The organism is Ruminobacter amylophilus (assembly GCF_900115655.1).
GTDB lineage: Bacteria > Pseudomonadota > Gammaproteobacteria > Enterobacterales > Succinivibrionaceae > Ruminobacter > Ruminobacter amylophilus.
Genome location: NZ_FOXF01000006.1, coordinates 1 through 16,245, shown reverse-complemented (window position 1 = coordinate 16,245; position 16,245 = coordinate 1). Strand labels below are relative to the sequence as shown.

General features: G+C 44.8%; 12 protein-coding genes. 5 read left to right on the top strand and 7 right to left on the bottom strand.

The genetic code is table 11. From position 1 onward, the window contains the following. Positions 1–179: 179 nt before the first annotated feature. The 4 genes from BMY80_RS02740 (at position 180) to BMY80_RS02725 (ending at position 4,124) form a co-directional block, all read left to right on the top strand. The gene (locus BMY80_RS02740) at positions 180–599 is read left to right on the top strand and encodes an H-NS histone family protein (RefSeq protein WP_093140683.1); all 420 of its coding nucleotides are present in this window, start codon (positions 180–182) and stop codon (positions 597–599) included. A gap of 232 nt (positions 600–831) precedes the next feature. Then, entirely contained in the window at positions 832–1,128 is a 297-nt protein-coding gene (locus BMY80_RS02735) for a hypothetical protein (RefSeq protein ID WP_093140680.1), read from the top strand. A 526-nt stretch (positions 1,129–1,654) separates the two neighbouring features. Then, positions 1,655–2,320, top strand: coding sequence for a rhomboid family protein (locus BMY80_RS02730; protein WP_093140677.1), 666 nt, complete (start codon positions 1,655–1,657; stop codon positions 2,318–2,320). A gap of 187 nt (positions 2,321–2,507) precedes the next feature. After that, complete coding sequence (locus tag BMY80_RS02725; RefSeq protein ID WP_093140675.1) at positions 2,508–4,124, top strand: HAMP domain-containing methyl-accepting chemotaxis protein; 1,617 nt, start codon at positions 2,508–2,510, stop codon at positions 4,122–4,124. A 107-nt stretch (positions 4,125–4,231) separates the two neighbouring features. Here the strand turns inward: BMY80_RS02725 and pyrF are convergent, their stop codons facing one another. The 6 genes from pyrF to BMY80_RS02695 form a co-directional block, all read right to left on the bottom strand. Then, positions 4,232–4,942 carry an orotidine-5'-phosphate decarboxylase gene (pyrF, locus tag BMY80_RS02720; RefSeq protein ID WP_031578070.1) on the bottom strand — a complete coding sequence of 237 codons (711 nt, stop codon included), beginning with the start codon at positions 4,940–4,942 and terminating at the stop codon, positions 4,232–4,234. Positions 4,943–5,015: 73 nt separating this feature from the next. Beyond that, positions 5,016–6,230, bottom strand: coding sequence for a tetratricopeptide repeat protein (locus BMY80_RS02715; protein WP_093140672.1), 1,215 nt, complete (start codon positions 6,228–6,230; stop codon positions 5,016–5,018). Between the two features lie 25 nt (positions 6,231–6,255). Next, on the bottom strand, positions 6,256–6,594 hold the full coding sequence (locus BMY80_RS02710; protein WP_031578073.1) for a lipopolysaccharide assembly protein LapA domain-containing protein: 339 nt from the start codon (positions 6,592–6,594) through the stop codon (positions 6,256–6,258). A 182-nt stretch (positions 6,595–6,776) separates the two neighbouring features. Continuing rightward, positions 6,777–8,441 carry a 30S ribosomal protein S1 gene (gene rpsA, locus BMY80_RS02705; protein ID WP_093140670.1) on the bottom strand — a complete coding sequence of 555 codons (1,665 nt, stop codon included), beginning with the start codon at positions 8,439–8,441 and terminating at the stop codon, positions 6,777–6,779. Positions 8,442–8,710: 269 nt separating this feature from the next. Continuing rightward, on the bottom strand, positions 8,711–12,646 hold the full coding sequence (gene hrpA, locus BMY80_RS02700; protein WP_093140667.1) for an ATP-dependent RNA helicase HrpA: 3,936 nt from the start codon (positions 12,644–12,646) through the stop codon (positions 8,711–8,713). Between the two features lie 204 nt (positions 12,647–12,850). Further along, positions 12,851–13,498: a flavodoxin gene (locus tag BMY80_RS02695; protein WP_093140665.1), complete on the bottom strand. Its 648-nt coding sequence runs from the start codon at positions 13,496–13,498 to the stop codon at positions 12,851–12,853. A 414-nt stretch (positions 13,499–13,912) separates the two neighbouring features. Here BMY80_RS02695 and BMY80_RS02690 point away from each other — a divergent pair, with 414 nt between their 5' ends. Continuing rightward, positions 13,913–15,607 carry an alpha-amylase family glycosyl hydrolase gene (locus BMY80_RS02690; protein WP_177178477.1) on the top strand — a complete coding sequence of 565 codons (1,695 nt, stop codon included), beginning with the start codon at positions 13,913–13,915 and terminating at the stop codon, positions 15,605–15,607. Positions 15,608–15,671: 64 nt separating this feature from the next. On the opposite strand, the gene BMY80_RS02685 is transcribed toward BMY80_RS02690, so the two are convergent. Continuing rightward, on the bottom strand, positions 15,672–16,245 hold a 574-nt coding region (locus BMY80_RS02685), incomplete at its 5' end, for a transposase (protein WP_143066436.1).

Below are 16,245 nucleotides of genomic sequence, written 5' to 3'. Positions count from 1 at the left end.
AAATTCATGTGTTCTACGCTTTATTTTTATCAAAACAGGATATTCATCTGTAGTTTTAATTTTCTTTTTTATTTAAAATTATTCAAAAGCAGGTTAAATAAAATTTAAATAAGCTTCATTTATTCCTCTTTTATTCATCGGCTTATTCGTGATTATCATCAGGTCTTAAGGAGTCAATAATGGATTTTCTTTCTGTTCTTACCAATGGAAGACTGCTTAAAAGCGCGGTTGCGGATCTCACCTCCTCCGAAATACAGGATATAATCCAGAAGCTCCAGAAAATACATGATGAAAAAAAGATTGACGAAGAGCTGAGTGAAAAAGTGCGCAAAGAGAGACAGGAAGCCCTCAATGCCATTAAAGCCATCATGGCTCAGAACAACATCAGCGCTACCGACCTTTCCATGCTTGCCGAGTCAGCCGAATCCGAAAAACAGATTCGCCGAAGAGTCGTACCTCCTAAATACAAATTTACCGATGAGAACGGCAATGTACTTACCTGGACCGGTCAGGGTAGAACCCCCCTTTCATTCAGAGAATGTATCAAAAGAGAAGGCAAAAGCATGGACGACTATCTCATAAATCACAATAACGACTGATTTCAGCTTTTCCACTCCGGATAATCCAGCCCTCAGATGCAGAAGGTTCATGAATGAGGCTGCAGTTCTTAAACATGACCTCTGCCGCTTCTCATCAGACATTGTCTTTGTTTTTCTGTCAGAAAAACAGATTGTACGTTTTTAGAAAAAATCAGTCTGTCTCCCCTCTATATAATTAACACGTCAATCAGAGAGAAAAACATAGATACAACAAATGATAAGGAGAAACAGCATGAGAATTTTATCACCCGTACAAAGACGCGAATTCAACGAACTGGTAAAGGAAATCGAATCAAAAAATTTCACTTACTCTTCCGAGGTTTCACACTACATAACCAGTAATCACCTCGGCAGCAGATATCCAAATATCTCCGGAATATCCACTTTCAAACGGGGATGTGACACCTGGACAATGGAAGGAGGCTTTCCCTGTGACATATACGCAATGCTCTGTCAGAGACTTCACCTTTCAGGTAAAAACACCTCAGCCGTAGCAGTGGCGTTTACACCGTACAGTATGATGAAATAACGGACTGATGTTTAGTTCGGAACACATTAGATCTTCAGTTCCGTACTAAACGACCATTTTTAGTATCGGGTATCATTTTTATCACATAACCTATATTTTTTATTCCCAAATTTAAAAAACATGCTATAATGACAATATATCAGGCACGTAAATTAAATTCTGTGTCTGACGGTACGAACAGTATCGATGTTTGTATATTATAAGGTGAGGCATAGCCGTTAGCTCCTGTACGGCAATGCCGAAGCCGCAGAATAAAGCTCCTTGACGATCGGTCATTGGCTGTTGTCTCCTTGCGGTCAGTGTCCGACTCGCCGGTCATTAAGATTTTTCCATAGCACCTCCTAGGACAAAGTGCCGGAACAGTATCCGGCACGGAGTCTGATTCATCAGTCGGTAACCTGTCGCTTTTCCGCCAATATTCTGACGCACTCTATGATTTATCACCAATAAAGATAGCCTGAATATATGATCTGACATAAAATATTAAAAACTACTATTCAATACTTTAAGCATTGCGAGGATTTATATGAAAAATCAAGTACTCAGTATTATTCTGTTTCTGCTCGCTGCGGGAACGTGTATTTACTGTTCCGTAATCTACGCTCATCCGGCCGATCTGATGTGGACCAGATACGATCATGATCTGCTTCACTATCTCTCTTTTCTTACCGCAAACTTCACTCATTTTGACAATGTTCATCTGACTGAAAATCTTATAGGTCTCGCCATCATATGGTTCCTTTTCTACAGCCCAAACGTCAATACCTACCCTGACAAGGTGGCAAGCCTGCTGGTTTCAGCCATTGCGGTAACATGCGGCATAGCCTTCGTTAACCACACCATAGGCACCTACTCCGGACTGAGCGGAGCCCTTCACGGAATGTTTGCCTACGCCGCCATATTAAGATATTTCAAAGACGGAGACGTAAAGGGAATAATCCTCATCATCGGTCTGATTATCAAGCTCTATGTCGATTTTAACTGGCCAGAACTTACATTCAATGAACTGGCTCAAAAGGTCTACGGTGAAACAATCACCATTGAGAAGCAGATAAATCCCGATGCAGATTTCAGCTACAAAACATGTGGTGAAGCACATCTCTATGGAGCCATTGCAGGTTCTGTTCTGGCTTTAATCAGAGGACTTTTCTTTGGTAAAAGCAGCATGATTGTAGGTCGTTCAGTCCACTAAACAAAAACTTTATAATTCAAACCATCCAAATAAAAACAGGATCGTATTATCAATATTGAAAATACGATCCTGTTTTGATTTTATATTGTATACAGATCACTGACGTCAGCTTTTTCACGTGTAATAATCTTAAAAGTACACTCAGTACTTAGGATAAATATATTCATCACTCATAGCAGGCATAACAATGTTGAACAATCTAACTGTATCCAGCAAGCTGAAGCTGATGTCAGTATACATTCTGATTACATTCGCCATAGTAATCACGATATCTCTGTACAAAATGAATGCTGCTACAAAACAGCTACCGGATCTTCGCACCTGCATCACATTTGTTGATGCGGCAAGAAACGCAGAAGCTCTCTTTAAGGAACTCCGTATAAGTGCCATCAAAGCTCCCATGACCATTGATGACAACGAGCTTAATTCCTTCAACGAGGCTTATCAGAGAAACAGAGAGAACTTCAACAACGTTATTTCCGTAATCCATTCAGGGTGCAAACACGACGAAGACTGCCTCGAAATCGTTGATCAGATGGAAAAAAACCTTAAAAACTATGATAAGGCAAAGGAAGATGTATTCCGTCTGACCAAGGAAGGCAACAAACGCGATGCATTCCTTGCCATTGAAGAGCATCTGGTTCCTATCGGGGCAAGTATTGATAATGAGGTAAACAAACTCATCGGCTTTGCCAACAAATTCACTGAAGACATTGTTGTTGATGTTAAAAAATCAACCAACCCGCTATCACTTCTGATTGTTGCAATTATTGCCCTGCTCTCCATAATTATTTACATGTACTTACTCGGCAGATCAATTATCTCACCTATAAGAACTCTGGCCAAGGATGCACACATTCTGTCTGAAGGGGATCTCAGAACCTTTGTATCACTTGATTCAGATGATGAAATCGGCACTCTTGCCAATTCATTCAATCAGATGGTTGATTACCTGAGAAATATCATTTCAGCCATCAGATCAAACTCAAATGAGCTGAACAAGAACACTCAGAAAATGAAAGAGACCAACATGTCTGTTTACGACAGTAATGAAAAGATTTTTGAAAAGGCAACTTCCGTTTCAGAAGCCTGTACTGAAATGGCAAAAACCTTTACTGAAATTGCCCAGAACTGTTCAGAAGCATTCAATAATTCCTCCAAGGCTCATCAGACCGTAATATCCAGCATGGATATCACCAGGGAAGCAGTGGAAGAAATCAAACAGCACAGCTCAAGAACTCACGAAAACTCAGTAAAAATCAAGGCTTTCGGTGAAAAAACAAAGGATATCGGCTTCATTATCAATTCCATCAGAGACATTGCCGAACAGACCAATCTGCTGGCACTTAACGCCGCAATTGAAGCTGCCAGGGCCGGTTCAAACGGTCGCGGCTTTGCGGTTGTTGCCGATGAAGTGCGTTCCCTTGCATCAAGAACAGCTGAATCAACCAAGGAAATCACTGACATGATTAACACCATTCAGGAAATGGCTGACAGCATCTCCGAAGCAATGGAATCCCATCTGGAGGATATCGTAAAAATCGAAGGACGCTCCCATGAACTTGAGCAGAGTCTTCATGACATAAATACCACGGTAGACACCGTGTACCAGCAACTGACTCATATTTCCGCGGCAACCCATCAGCAGGATATTACCTGCAGTGAAATCGACTCCCTGATTCACGTGATAACGGACGCAACCAGAAAGACGGCAAATACCGCCCGTGACGCCCAGTCATCATCTGAGCTGGTTGATGATATTTCACTGAAGATGTCCGACAATATCAATAAGTTTAAACTCTGATATACCGTACTGACAGCCCAATAAAGTACAAAACCCCGTTATTCAACTGACTGATAACGGGGTTTTAATATGAAGTTTACTTATGAAAACAAACGGAATACCGGCTGTCAGTCGATATTTCTGATTGACTCATTAATGGCTCTTAGTGCTTCCAGAGGATTTTCCGCTCTGGTGATAGGTCTTCCGATAACAAGATAGCTTGAGCCGTTCTTTAGGGCATCCTCAGGAGTCACGATTCTAATCTGATCACCGGCATCAGCAGTCTTAGGACGGATTCCCGGAGTTACCAGCTTGAATTCACTGCCAAGAGAACTTCTCAGCATTGCAGCCTCTCTTGCGGAACATACCACGCCGTCCAGACCGCAGTCACGGGCCAGGGTAGCAAGTCTTGAAACCTGCTGATTAACATCAACGGTAATACCGATGCTTCTCAGCTGTTCCTCATCCATGCTGGTAAGCACGGTTACCCCGGTAAGAAGAGGTCTGTCACTGCCGAAGCTTTCCAGAGACTTTACGGCAGCCTCCATCATCTTCGGACCGCCTGAGGTATGAACGTTAACCATCCATACGCCGAGATCGGCGGCAGCGGCAACAGCTCTAGCCACGGTATTAGGAATGTCATGGAACTTGAGATCCAGGAATACTTCAAAGCCCATGTTGTTCAGACGGGTAACGAACTGAGGTCCGAAACGGGTAAACATTTCCTTGCCGACTTTAAGACGGCATTCTCCGGCAGCAAGACCGGAAACAAGATTCATGGCTTCAGCCTCTTTTTCAAAATCCAGAGCTACAATAACCTTTGGATCCACATTACTCATATATAACCTCAGCTGTAATAATTTTCGATTAAAAGAATTGTTTTATACAAAAAGCCGTTATGCCGGCGGTGTGTCAACCGTCCTTTTCAGGCTTTTCCACTGCGACCGTTCTTACGCCGCCTGCCCCCCATTCACTTATCTGATGAGGTTTCATCTGTTCCCAGCGGTGACAGCTCGGACACTGCCAGAACAGAACGGACGATTTGAAACCGCAGTGTTTGCAGATATAACGGTAATTACCTGCAAGATGAGCATCCATAATGGATTTAAGCACGGCAAAACGTTCCTGATTCTTCGGATCAAGACCTTCGTAAAGATTTCCGAGGATGTAACTGAACAGTTCAAAACTCGGAGACTTTTTGAGGAGTCGCATTACAAAGGCTTCAGCCTCTTCAGGAGTTTTGTTGGCCATAATCAGATCAGCCACGGCCATGACAAGCTGCGGACTGTCAGACAACTGCAGCCATGAATTCAGAACCTCGAGATGCTGCAGCTCCTGTCCGGGATAAAAGCACTTTGCCAGTGATTTGAGGCAGATAGGAATCATCTCAGGATCAGATTTCACGGCTTCCTGAATATAGGTCAGGGCATTTTTGGTCTGCCCTATTTCAATCATGATCTTAGCCATGTTGAGATAAGCTCTCACACAGCCTTTATTAACGATGGAGGCCTTTTTGAAATAATCATTGGCCTTTGCATAATTTTTGCGGGAATAAGATTCATTTCCCAGCTCGCAGTAAAATTCAGACTGTCTTTTCAGAATTCCCTCATCGGCAAACTGTTTGAATGAATCTATAAGATCTATGGCTCTCTGCCACTCCTTCTCCTGTTCGTAGAGAGTTACCAGAAGTCTTACTGAGGCTTTCTTGGCGGAGTTATAACTGATAAGTTCCCTTAAGATGTCTTCCGCCTTATCCAGAAGACCTGAGCTCATGAAATCCCTGGCCAGCTCAAGCAGAACGGCCGTACGCTGAACCGGTTCAATTTTAGCGGTGGTCAGAAGATTATTATGGAAACGAATGGCTTTTTCGAGATCCCCTCTTTCGCGTAAGAGTGTTCCCAGAGCAAGCCCCTCTTCGAAACTGTGTTCACCATCGGAGTCATAGTACCTTATGAATTCATCAACGGCTTTTTCCTTATCTCTGTAAAGGAAATAGTTGATTCCCTTCGTCAGAAAGCCGATCTTTCTGGTCTTCTCCGATTGCTGTGATTTATTAGCCTGTCTGCTTCCCATTACGTAACCGTAGAACACGGCTACAGGCAGCAGCAGAAACAACAGTTCGAACATAACTCAAGAAATTCCTCAGTCAGGATTAGTCCTTATTATCACCATAATCTATAAGCAGCTTATCCTGGGCACTCTCTAGCTCATCGGCACATTCAGAATACTTCTTTTCAAGTCTTCTTATGGTGAGCCTGTAGGCATAACATTTAAACCAGAGTTTAACTATAACCCAGCCGAAAACGAGTGCTGAAAGACAGACACCGGCAAGAAGAGATATCGCACTGATGGTACTTACTGTCATTTCAGTCTTTACAAAGAGAACATTGAATTCAGCAACGGCTGAATTTGAAACCCCGATGGTTAAAGCAAGAACGGCAACAAAACATAAAAGCAGTACATAAACAACGGTAAGAATTTTCTTTAACATAAACGAGGTCCGAACAAATAAAAAACAAATCTAACGGATGTTAATATTATACATTATTGAACAACATTGATCTAACAACATATATCAAGATATTGCTTAATTTGTACACTAAAAACAGAAACGGCACCATGAAGGTGCCGTTTGCTTTAAGAGATTTTAACCTTGCGGTTAAAAATCAGCTATTACTGCTTAGCATTCTTGAATGCTTCAGCCATAGCGTTGCTTCCCTTTTCAACTTCGCTGTTAGACTTCTTGATAGCTTCGATAGCAGCTCTGTCTTCAGCTTCGTCCTTAGCACGGATTGATAAAGAGATTACGCCGTTCTTGCGGTCAATACCTACTCTCTTAGCTTCAACGGTATCGCCAACCTTGAATGCAGCAGCTAAGTCATCGATACGATCTGATGAAGCGTCAGAAGCGCGGATGATACCCTTGATGCCGTCGCCGAGGTCAACAACGAGCTTGTTGCTTTCAACTTCAGAGATAGTACCAGAGAGGATGCTTTCCTTGTGAGCATCAAGGAACTTGGAAATAGCGTCTTCTTCAAGCTGCTTAACGCCTAAAGAAATACGTTCTCTTTCTGGATCTACGTTAAGAACTACAGCAGTAACTTCTTCACCGCGGGTGTACTTGTGAGCAGCATCGCTGCCAGCTTCGTGGCTTAAGTCAGTGGTGTGAACGAGACCGTCAATACCGCCTTCAAGACCGATGAAGATACCGAAATCGGTGATGCTCTTAACCTTACCAACAACCTTGTCACCCTTAGCGTGGTTTTCGCTGAAGAGCTGCCATGGATTTGGCTTGCACTGCTTGAGGCCTAAAGAAATACGACGACCTGATTCGCTGATTTCGAGAACCTTAACCTTAACCTTTTCACCGATGTTTACAACTGATGAAGGCTGTACGTTCTTGTTGGTCCAGTCCATTTCAGATACGTGAACGAGACCTTCAACGCCTGGTTCGAGTTCAACGAAGCAGCCGTAGTCAGCGATGTTGGTAACAACGCCTGGGAATTCTTCTCCCTTAGGGAAGCGCTTATCAACATCAGTCCATGGGTCAGCGGTTAACTGCTTGAGACCTAAAGATACGCGTGAACGTTCCTTTTCGTACTTAAGAACCTTAACTTCGATTTCATCACCAACGGTAACAACTTCACCTGGGTTCTTAACACGCTTCCAAGCCATATCGGTGATATGGAGGAGACCGTCAACACCGGCGCCGAGATCAACGAATGCACCGTAATCGGTAAGATTCTTAACCTTACCCTTAACAATCTTGCCTTCTTCAAGGCTTGCAAGTACGGTTTCACGATCAGCTGAATCGTCATCTTCAGAAACTGCGCGACGTGAAACAACAACATTGTTACGAACCTGATCGAGCTTGATTACTCTGAATTCAAGTTCCTTACCTTCAAGCTGTTCGTTCTGTAAACGAGCGTCTACGAGAGAACCAGGAAGGAATGCACGGATATTATCGATAGCAACGGTGAAACCACCCTTAACCTTACCGTCAACAATACCCTTAACGATTTCTTTTTCTTCGTAAGCCTTTTCAAGCTTAGTCCAAGATTCAAGACGCTTGGCCTTTTCACGAGAAAGGATGGTCTTACCATCACCGTCTTCGATGCTTTCAAGTACTACGTCAACCTGATCGCCAACCTTAACGTCTAATTCATTGTTAGCATTCTTGAATTCAGAAACAGGGATCTGACCTTCAGACTTGAAACCAGCGTCAACCCATACAAAATCGCTTTCGATTCTAACAACGATACCGTGGATTAACTGACCTAAAACACTCTTCTTGAATGAAGAAGTATTTGCGCCTTCGAATAATTCTGCAAAACTCATATTTTATAACTGTATATTTAAATAAAAAAACGCCCTAACATCCTGTAGAGACGGTCAACAAATATATTCAATCCTTCCATGGACCGAATTCCAATACGAACACGATCAGCATAAACCGTATTCAGCATTGCGGATTATAACCAATACTGAACAAATTTGATACTGTTTTTTTAATTTTTTTGAGATATAAGGCCGGAACCGGCCTTATAGATAAAATTTTTCATTTCCGGGGTGTTCCGCTCATGCGAGAACTGCCTGCGGATACCGGTCTATCTGCGGTAAAGTCCTCTCAGTCTGTCGATTTCGACATTCAGACGTTTGTCGGAAACCGGACTGATTGTTCTCAGACTCTGGGCAAAATACGAAACTCTGAGTTCCTCAAGCATGTATCTTACACGATGCACGTCTGCAGGCACGGTTCTGCCGGCAAAGAGCCCCATGAGCGAATTGTAGTTGTCCTCAACGGATTTAAACTTGTTGAGCATCACCGTGTCACGGTTGGGATCAATCTGAACCTTTTCAATTCTGTTCAGCATCGCATCAAGATAAACCTCGAGTCTCGGGAAGAATTCCATTGTTGACTCGGTGGCGAATCCCTTGTGTATCAGAGCGGTAAGCTGCCCGCCCATGTCACTGTAGGCGTATGCGGTACGGAAATCCATTTTCCCCTTCAGCTTCTTGCGGACATCATTGGCCTTGACCAGAATTCTTTCGCATATGAGTGAAAGCCGGTGCACTGTATCGTAAATCTCCTCCTTGGCGGCGTTTACCAGTCTGTTGAAGTCCGCCGTCGTCGAGGCCACGCCACCGGCACGGCTCATGATATCGTCAAGAGCCAGGGATTCCAGATCGTCAATCAGGATTCTGACGTTGCCCACCATATTGAAGTACATCGCCAGCTTGGCTCTGTTCGGAAGTGATTTCTCAAGGTAGCTTATCGGATCGGGAATCGTAAGCATAATCAGTCGCTTCTGTCCCTGCCACATCTGTCTGTCGGCCTCTTCAGCCGTTTCAAACAGTTCCAGGCTTACGCTGTCCTTGCGGTCACGCAGTGCGGGATATGCCACGATTTCCATTCCGCCGACCATACGGCTCTGGGTTTTAGGCAGAGTGTCGAAATTCCAGCTTTTTATTCCCTCCTGCTTAGGCATTTCCTTTACGACCTCGGCAAGAGATGCCTTAACCTCGTCTCTCAGAGTATGTCTGATGTGTTCAAGATCCCTGCCTTCCATCAGAACCTTCTTTCTGATGTCGGTAACCTTGAAGTTGAATGTCAGGTGTCTCGGGAGCTGGCTTATGTCGAAATCGTCCCAGGTAACCTGCTGACCGCTGAGTGAGGTCATCTTGCGGCAGATGGCATCCCTGAAGCTTCCCATTGACGGATCCAGAGCCTCGAACAGTATATTGCCGTAATCAGGTGCCGGAACAAAGCATTTTCTCAGTGCTTTCGGAAGAATTCTGATCATGGTTGTAAAGAGTTCAAGTCTTAGTCCCGGAATCAGCCATTCGAACACGTCGGAAGGAATCTGATTAAGAACGCTTACCGGAATCACGGCGGTGACGCCGTCGTTCTCCGCGGTAGGATCAAAATTATATTCCAGTCTGAGCTTATACTTGCCGACGGTCAGATGATCCGGGTACTTGTCCGCTGACACCATGGAGGTATCCTGCTGCTTGAGCATTTCAAGATTGAAATTAAGGTATTCCGGATCCTGCTTCTTCCTCCCCTTCCACCAGTAACTGAAAGTTCTTACGTCACCGATATCCTCAGGTATTCTCTCATCATAGAAGGCAAACAGGGTATCGTCGTTAACCAGAAGATCTCTGCGGCGTGATTTTTCCTCCAGCTCAACCACCTCGCTTATCAGGCGGCGGTTGTTGGCGAAGAAGGCTTCGTCGGTAATCATTTCTCCGCCGACCAGTCCCTCCCTGATGAACATTTCGTGACAGAGAGGAGGATTGATGGAGGTATAGTTGACCTTGCGGCCGTTAATTACGGCAAGACCGTACAGAATTCCCTTCTGCAGGGCTATGACCGCCCCCTGCTTTTTGCTCCAGTGTTCATCACTGTACGAGAATTTAATGAGATCCTTTGCGTAATGCTCAACCCACAGAGGATCTATTTCAGCCACCATACGGGCAAAAAGACGGCTGGTTTCCGTAAGTTCCGCGGCCATTACCCACTTGATGTTCTTTCTTGCAAGTCCGGAGCCCGGGAAAATCATGAATCTGTTTGAGCGGGTCCCCATATATTCACTGCCTTCAGGACTGCGCATGCCGATCATGCTTAAAAGACCGCTTAAGAGTGATTTATGAATTTCCTCATAAGTGGCCGGAGCCTCATTGAACTTAAGTCCGAGATCTTTCACCGCATCCTTAAGCTGGGCATAAATGTCCAGCCATTCCCTCATGCGCATGTATGACAGAAATTCCCTGCGCATCTTCTTTCTCAGGGCACTGCCGCTGAGCTCATCCATCTGCTGTTTCAGATAATTGTACAGATTGATGATTCCCATGAAATCGGAACGGTCGTCATCAAAACGGCGGTGATATTCCTGGCTGGCGTTTCTGGCCGTAAGCGGACGTTCACGAACCTCCTGACTGCTGAGGTTTGAGGCGATTATCAGAACTTCGGACAGCGCCCCCTGTTTTCCTGCCTCCACCATCATTCTGCCGAGACGAGGGTCACACGGCAGAGCCGCCATCTGCCTGCCGGTTTCGGTAAGTCTCAGTTCCCCGTTGCGATCCCTGTAAACCGCACTCAGTTCCTCAAGCAGCTTGATGCCGTCATTTATCTGACGCTGTTCCGGGCGATCAAGCAGAGGAAATGTTTCAATACTGCCGAGACGCAGACTGATCATGCGCAGAATAACCGCGGCCAGATTGGTGCGGAGGATTTCCGGATCCGTAAATTCAGGCCTTGCCATAAAATCCGCTTCACTGTACAGACGGATGCAGATACCTGAGGATACACGGCCGCATCGCCCCTTTCTCTGATTTGCGCTGGCCTGTGACACCGGCTCAATCGGCAGACGCTGCACCTTGTTGCGGTAACTGTATCTGCTGATTCTGGCGGTTCCCGGATCTATCACGTATCTGATGCCGGGAACGGTTACGGAGGTTTCGGCCACGTTTGTGGCGAGAACAATGCGTCTCAGTCCGTGGGGAGCAAAAATCTTGTTCTGTTCCGCAACGCCGAGTCTTGAATACAGCGGAAGCACTTCAGTTGAACGTAGGTTTGCCCTGCGCAGATAATCAGCCGCTTCGGCAATATCGCGTTCACCGTTCATGAAGACGAGGATATCTCCCATCATTTCCTCATCAAGAGATTTCACCGCTCTGAGAATACCGGTAAGTAGCACGTCCTCGTCAATTTCCTCGTTTTCGTCATCAAGGAGATCATCAAGAGGTTCATAACGGACTTCCACGGGATAGGTTCTGCCTTCCACCAGCTTAACCGGAGCATTACCGAAATGTCTGCTGAAGCTTTCGGGATCAATGGTGGCGGAGGTGATAATTACCTTCAGGTCCTTTCTCTTTTCCAGAAGACCTTTCAGAAAACCCAGAATAAAATCGATATTGAGACTGCGTTCATGCGCTTCGTCGATAATGATGACTTCATATTCATTAAGGAAGCGATCCTGCTCAAGTTCGGTAAGCAGAATACCGTCCGTCATCAGCTTGATGACGGTATCGTCTGAGGTCTTGTCCCCGAATCGAACCTTATAACCCACGACAGTGCCCAGCTCGCATTTGAGTTCCTGACTGATGCGGTCGGCCACGGTTCTTGCGGCAAGTCTTCGCGGCTGGGTGTGACCTATCTTGCCGCGACGGCCGAAACCTGCTTCAAGACAGATTTTAGGAAGCTGAGTGGTTTTGCCTGAACCGGTGTCGCCGGCAACAATAACCACCTGATTTTCCTTAATCAGTCTGATGATGTCATCCTTTTCCCTGCTTACCGGAAGCTGTTCGGGATAAGTTATTTCCGGTATCTTTTCAGCACGTTTCTGAGCAGATTCAACCGCAGCCGCGGCCTCAAGGGCTAGCTCGGTCACCTTTTCCTCATCAGGCTCGGCAACAGGCCTCTGTCTGGTTCCGAAAACCTTGCGGGCCTTCGCCAGTATGCGGTTACGGTCTCTTATAAGAGCATCTTCAAGAACTTTGGCTATTCTGCTGTAGGTTATTTTGGTTGAAGCTGTATTCATATGTAGTTATTGTCTTTCGGGGATTAAAAATAAAATATCCGCAGATAACGGCCGGCAGCACGTGCTACCGGCCTGAAAGTAATGTAATTTCCGAGGCTGATTATACGGATATTACGGCGTTTATTCAATATATCCGCCATATGAGTCAATAAGGAGAACGGCCGTCATCATGCGTAAAACGGCCGAAAATCTGAACACGAAGGATTATTCCGACTTAATCCAGTTTCTTACCTTGAACGGCAGTTTATGAGTTTCATTCTGGGCCTCCTTTCCCTGAATTGAGAGAACTCCAGTTACCGACGCACCTGGAACGGCTTTTCCGATTTTAACGTCAAATCCGGAGCTTCCGCTTCCCTCGTGAGTGTTGAACGGTCTTACCGTCTTGCCTGAAAAATCACCGCTTTCCAGAAAAGTGTAGACTGCCATCGGCAGATCCCCGTGCCAAACCGGAGCTCCGAGATAGATTACGTCATATGGAGAAACATCTATGTTTTCAGCAAGTTCCGGTCTTGTGTTCGCTTCCTTTTCTTCTCTTGCCTTCTTTACGCATTCACCGTAATCGGCAGGGTAGCTGTAGGCGGTTCTGATTTCAAAAAGTCTGCCTCCGGTCTGTTCGGCAATTTCTTTTGCGACAAGATATGTATTGCCTGAGGAGATACTGCCTACGGCATAGTTTTCACCGGTTCTGGAAAAATAGGCCACAAGAACCCTGTTCTGAGAACCTTCAGTTCCAGCCGCCACGCTATCAGACTGAACTGCCGCCAGAACCGGACTGCAGAAAGAAAAAGATGCGAGAATCACCGCTGCAGCACCGGCAGCATTTCTCAGACATGAACACTTCATAAACTTCATAATATTTAGGCCTCCCGACCGGAACTGAAACCATGCATCCGTCAACAGGATAAAGAATGCTTCTTAACCATATTCCAAGGTTTATTATCCATTCATTCTTTCAGGGAATGTAAAATAACATTTCCTGATTTTGTACTAAAACAGTCATTTTTCAGCTATTTATACAATTCGTTAAAATTAAACTCCGTCAAATCACACATTTGTTTAACATGCTTCTAACAATTACAAATAAATTTATGCAAAACAGTATTTTTTTTATATAAAAGCTCTAAAAATTGCTATACTCATCAACACGGAGTCAGATAGACTGACACAATAAAAAACAAAACATCACGTTTTGTTTTTATTTGTTTTAAAAATTAAAAAATCATCAACAATAAGATAACAGGGAATTTTAGTTATATGAAATCCACCATGAACAAATTATATTTGGCAATCATGTCAACCCTTCTTGCAACCTCACTCACAGCCTGCGGAAGCAGCAGCAGCGAAGAAGGCGGCGAAATCACTGTTGTGGACGCAACCCTCAAGGAAGCATCAACATACAAGAATAATCTGTTCTGTAACAATCCAAGCACCGCCGTTGAAGACATCTGTAACATCCGCATGTATCAGATTATGGTGGAAGCATTCAACAACGGTGACAACAACATTAACTATGACGTCGGCTACGGCACCAGCAATCACAAGGGTGATATACAGGGTGTTATTGATCAGCTTGACTACATCAAGGGCCTCGGCATCAATGCAATCTGGTTAACTCCTGTATTCCAGAGTGCCGATACCTCAACTCCTGTTACTCCTCTTGACGCCACCGGTTATTTCGGTGAAGACTACTACAAGATTGATCCTCATTTCGGCAGTGAAGACACCTTCAGAACTCTGGTTGACGCTGCTCACGCCAAAGGAATGTACGTATTCCTTGACGGTGTATTCGGTCACTTCAAGTCAACCATTTCAAGGACCTCTCCGTCATACATCTCTCTCGTTTCAACCGACGTATGTCAGGGTCTGGGCTCAACCTACACTGCCGGAGAAGGCACTCTCTGTGCGGATCATTCTCAGGAAGCAACCCTTGATTTCTACAAGGAACTTGCTGCCCACTATATTACTGAATACAAGATCGACGGCTGGAGACTCGACCAGGCTTATCAGGTTCCTGTAAAGAACTGGAAGGAAATCAGAGAAGCTGTTGAAGAAGCCGCAAAGAACACCACCTACACCAGAAACGGAGAAACCGTTCATCCTCTCGGCTACATGGTCGGTGAAATCTGGTCAGGCGACAGCCAGATTACACAGTACGGTTACGGTTCCGACTCACTCCCGGGTCTTAAGTCAAACTTTGCCTTCAATACCCGTTACGGTATCGTAAAAGCTCTGGCAGTTGAAGAATCTTCAGCATACAATCACAAGGGCACCACAATCCAGAACGAACTCGTTAACGCTGAAAACACCTATCCTGATTTTGCAGTACCTAACTACTTCATCTCAAATCACGACCTCGTACGTTTCGGCGACCTGCTTCAGAGAGGCGTAAAGAAGAAGGCTCTCTCTTCAGGCAACTACGATTCCGATAAATACTGGAAGCGTTACAGACTGGCACATACCGTTATCGCCTCATTAAGCGGTCCTATCACCATCTTCTACGGCGATGAATGGGGTCAGGAAGTCCCTAACTTTGACGTTCAGAAGAATGAAATGGGTTACTATGACGACCATGTTGCACGTGTAACCGGTCAGTTCAGAGGTTTCAGCTCAGATCAGGAAAACCTCAAGAACTACGTATCTGAAATGCTGAAGATCCGTAACAATTCAAAGGCTCTTTCAATGGGTACCATGACCGATATCGGTACTGACAGCAATCTCTTTGCAGTCAAGAAGACCTACGGTGATTCCGAAGTAATCGTGGTAATGAACATTCAGGAAGACAAGCAGATCAACGTAACATTTGAAAACAGCCTCTTCTCTGATGAATCAGCCGCAATCTCTCTGAAGTACATGGATCTCTCAAAGGCATCCTGTTCAGAAGAAGAAGTTTATCCTGCAGGCACCACCTACAGCTTTACTCTCGAACCTCTCGGAGCTGCTGTATTCTTCAACAAGCTCTAAGCTGAAACAGTCCGGTATCCGGAGTTTATGAGAATAAAATCCGGTACATAAAAAATAAGGCTCTTCACGGAATTGTTGGGAATCCGAGAGAGGACTGGTATCGAATTAGAGTAAAGAAATAGTCCTCATCTCTGTAGCCGTATGCAATTCTTTTAGCCACTTTATTTTTATTGTTCATACCTTCTAATTTTCCGGTGCTGATAGGATGAGTAGCGTGAGCTACCAATCCTCTCAGACGCCGCTCCTTCAACTCTGCAAATTTCTGAAGTTGCGGTATTCCACTTTCCTTCGCTGCCATAAACCGTTTCATCCATCCGTAGTAGGCTTCTTCTTTGTCTCGTAATTCAAAGAGACGGTTCATTTCTTCTTTCATGGCATAACAGGTGGCAAGATCATTGTGCGTATTAAGAATTTCATTTAAGAATTCTTCTCCTGCTTCACTAAGATTCCGGCTGTCGGTTAACACGGACCAGCGGGCTCTTTTCAGTCTGGTGTACCGCTGACTTTCATCCCGAATATTCTGTTTAAGTTCCCTCAGGACTTCTTTATCTTTAACAGTTTTAACCTGTTTTTTGAATTCTCGGGCTTTGTCCTGATGCCTTCTGGCTTCTTCCAGTCTGACGGAACCTAAAACATCC